Origin of the sequence: Salsuginibacillus halophilus, assembly GCF_003014715.1 — a bacterium.
GTDB classification, from domain to species: domain Bacteria; phylum Bacillota; class Bacilli; order Bacillales; family Marinococcaceae; genus Salsuginibacillus; species Salsuginibacillus halophilus.
Genome location: NZ_PYAV01000026.1, coordinates 1 through 2,395, shown reverse-complemented (window position 1 = coordinate 2,395; position 2,395 = coordinate 1). Strand labels below are relative to the sequence as shown.

General features: G+C 44.6%; 2 protein-coding genes. Both read left to right on the top strand.

The features are described 5' to 3' along the window. Nucleotides 1–160 precede the first annotated feature (160 nt). The gene (gene istA / locus B0H94_RS14890; protein WP_245894085.1) at nt 161–1,597 is read left to right on the top strand and encodes an IS21 family transposase; all 1,437 of its coding nucleotides are present in this window, start codon (nt 161–163) and stop codon (nt 1,595–1,597) included. Next, nucleotides 1,587–2,315: an IS21-like element helper ATPase IstB gene (gene istB, locus B0H94_RS14885; RefSeq protein ID WP_106590049.1), complete on the top strand. Its 729-nt coding sequence runs from the start codon at nt 1,587–1,589 to the stop codon at nt 2,313–2,315. The genes istA and istB overlap by 11 nt, the downstream gene beginning before the upstream one ends. The last annotated feature ends 80 nt before the right edge of the window (nt 2,316–2,395 follow it).

The window sequence follows — 2,395 nt, the reverse complement described above, 5'->3', positions numbered from 1 at the left end:
TGTATATTGCAAAATAGAAGTGCAAAGTTATGAAACGAAAAAGTACATAACGCTGCAGAGCAGAAAAACATAAAAAAAAGACTTGCCAGCCCCAAATTTTACCTCTACTGTGTTGAGTGACTAAACAAAACATAAGTGGAGGTTGAAAAGGGTGCTGACAATGCCTAAACAACATTATATCAAAGACTTAAGAAATCGAGAAGGTTGTTCCATTAATGATATTGCAAAGCGGACACGCACAAACTGGCGAACTGCGAAAAAGTACGCTGACGAAGATCAGGTGCCTGAAGAGTCAACCTTTCAAAAGCGCGGTTTAATGTACGATCACGAATGGGGCGAGATCATACGTGACTGGATCCAGGAAGATTTAAAGCTGCCGAAAAAATCACGCCGGAGTCGTAAAAAGATGCATGAACAGCTGCAGGATATGGGCTTTCCTGGTTCTTACCGAACTGTCTGTAACTTTATTCAGCATGAAGGAGGTGGCCACAGTGGAGATGAAGATGCGTCGTCTTCGAATCTTGAGCGTCTTGAGCACCCTCCAGGTGCTGCCCAATTAGACTTCGGCACGATGGATGTTGTTGAAAACCAACAAAATATCGATGTAAAACTGCTTGTACTCTCGCTTCCGTACAGTAATTCGGCTTTCGCTGCACCGCTGCCAAGTGAAAACCAGGAATGTTTACTGCACGGACTCAAGCGTATCTTTGAACAGATGGAAGGCGTGCCTCAAGAGATTTGGATTGATAACTTAAAACCTGCGGTAGCGCAACCGCGAAAGCACAGTGAAGAAGCGGTTTTGACTGAAGAGTTTGAGCGGTTTGCGGCTCATTACGGAGTTAAAGTAATTGTGTGCAACCCATACAGCGGACATGAAAAAGGGCATGTGGAAAACAAAGTGGGCTATTTGCGCTATCAGATGATCAACCCAGCCCCTGCTGTTCAAAATTTAGAGGACTTAAATCAAAGGTTATATGAACAGCTTAAAGCTGACCGGCGACGCCTTCACTATGAAAAGAACGTAACCATTGAAGCATTGTGGCAAGAAGAGCGTAAGGTGCTTAGGTCATTGCCCGAAAAGAGTTATCCCGTTTTTCGAGAAACGAGAGCCAAAACAAATAAGTACGGTGAAGTGCGCCTTGATCAAACGTTGATTTTAATACCGAGAGGAAGTAGTTTTCCTTTTGTTCATCTCGTTTTGTACTGGGATACCTTCAAGGCTGTTTCACCTGCTGGTGAAATATTGTATGAGGGTCCGAGACCTTATAGCCGGAATGAAAGGGCGCTCCCATGGCTTAGTATCATGAAAGATTGGCTCGTGAAACCGAGGGTGGTTAATCATTCAAGATATACAGCTTACCTTCCGGGCAGACTACGTAACTACTTATTAACGCACGATCTCAGCGTCCGTAAACAGCGTATTCGCTGGATGATTCAGCTGCTTGTGAAGCACGACATTCAGGCGATCAATGAGCAGTTTTATGATCTCATGGCTCAGGAGGAAGCACCTGATCATTCTGGCTTTGATATCGACTGGTCCGTTTATGACCAACTGCATCCTCAGCACGTACAGGAGGTGCAGCATGATGACGGATGAAATTCGAGAAATGTGTAAGCCGCTGCGTCTCGCTTATGTAGCAGAAGTTTATGACCAGATTCCTTTCGAGTCACCAGAACAGTATTTAAAAGAGTTGTTTGAGGAGGAAGTTCGACTTCGGGAAGAAGCCAAAGCGGAACGCCTCATCAAAAAGGCGCGGTTTTTATCGTCAAAAAATATCGAAGATTTTCACTGGGATCCTTCGATTCTTCTGCCCGATCATTTAACTCATGAGGACTTGGCGAGCCTTAACTTCATTCGAAATATCGAGAATGTTGTGTTAAGCGGTTCACCCGGCACGGGCAAAACCCACTTGGCGACAGCTTTAGGTCGCCTTGCTTGTCAGTCAGGTTTTGAAGTTCGATTCTTCCGCGTTTCGGAGCTGGTAGAAGGACTTGAGAAAGCCTGGCGGGAGGACAAACTGCAGAGTTTTCGAAACCGTTTTGCGAAGGTTGATCTGATTATTCTTGATGAGATGGGCTATATCCCTTTCAGTAAGGAAGGTGCTGAACTGTTGTTTCAATGTGTGACTGACTGGTATGAACAGAAAAGTTTAATCATCACATCAAACCTGGAGTTCAGCCAGTGGAACCGTATTTTCAGTGATCCCCGCCTGACGGCTGCACTGGTGGACCGAATTATTCACCATGCGCATCTGATTAGTTTTACCGGTCAGAGCTACCGTGTAACTCATGCATTATCAACGAAAAAAACCTAAACTTTGTAAGAGTTTAACCGGCTGGCAATCTTATGTATGTTTTGGCTGCAACATTGTGTAGTTTTTTCTTGCAAAATACA

What these genes read in the sequence shown, in the direction of transcription:
- istA (WP_245894085.1), top strand. Translation starts at nt 161, where the DNA reads ATGCCTAAACAACATTATATCAAAGACTTAAGAAATCGAGAAGGTTGT.
- istB (WP_106590049.1), top strand. Translation starts at nt 1,587, where the DNA reads ATGACGGATGAAATTCGAGAAATGTGTAAGCCGCTGCGTCTCGCTTAT.